This is a genomic window from Candidatus Kurthia intestinigallinarum (assembly GCF_003991225.1).
GTDB lineage: Bacteria > Bacillota > Bacilli > Bacillales_A > Planococcaceae > Kurthia > Kurthia populi.
In genome coordinates this window covers 1-821 of sequence record NZ_JTFC01000108.1, presented here as the reverse complement: position 1 = coordinate 821, position 821 = coordinate 1, and the positions used below count along the sequence as shown (strand labels likewise).

General features: G+C 33.3%; 1 protein-coding gene. It reads left to right on the top strand.

Annotation, left to right across the window (positions count from 1 at the left end):
- Nucleotides 1-386: 386 nt before the first annotated feature.
- Nucleotides 387-821 (top strand): hypothetical protein (locus QI30_RS18965; RefSeq protein ID WP_148113894.1); only part of this gene is annotated, 435 nt, incomplete at its 3' end.

Genomic DNA, 821 nt, shown 5'->3' with positions numbered 1-821 from the left:
AGCATAGAGAATATAGTTTAAACATTTATTCCAGTGCTTCAATATATGAGGGTAGCGTCAGTAAATCGTATTTTTATGACGAGGCCACATGTTTATGATGACCGTAGCTGTGATATTTTAGAAGGCAATCTAGAAACAATTACCCCCTCGTATAAGTATTATATGATGGGGTATTGGAGCATGATAAAGTAGTAATCTCTAATATTTTTGAAAGATAGATATTTAGAGATATGTATGATAGGAAAGTAGGTGAAAGACCGGATCTTCATCTGCTTCTTTATTTTAATAACGGCTTTTATTAAATGCCCAAACGTCAGTTGATGAACGAATAGGGATAGAGTATGTTGTATTTATTCGAATGCGGAAGATTTAGAAAGGGTGAGCAGGTGAAAGTACAAGATCATTTTGAAGTGCTTAATTATAATACATCGGTTTTAAAAATGCCGTTTACGATAGCTCATGTACTTATCACACTTATTTTAACCATTTTAATTTCAGTAAATGATGCACCAACTAGTAATATTGTGTTGTTTATTTTAGGCTCAGTTTTATTTAGCGTACTTCACTGGATGGGCAGTTGGTTATTTAAGCGGTTTAGTACGTTTTATTTAATCGTTCAGCTCGTCATTATATTTGGCGTTGCGATGCTTGTTAGTGATTTTGGTATTATTCTATTGATTGTGTACGGAGGCACATTAGTAGCACAGTCTTTTTATTTATATAACAGTGCGAAACGATTTGTTGCCTTTTTAGTGTTGTATATTGGGTCGGTTATTTTTATGTTATCCATTTTATACGGGCAAGAGAAATATGATTATGCA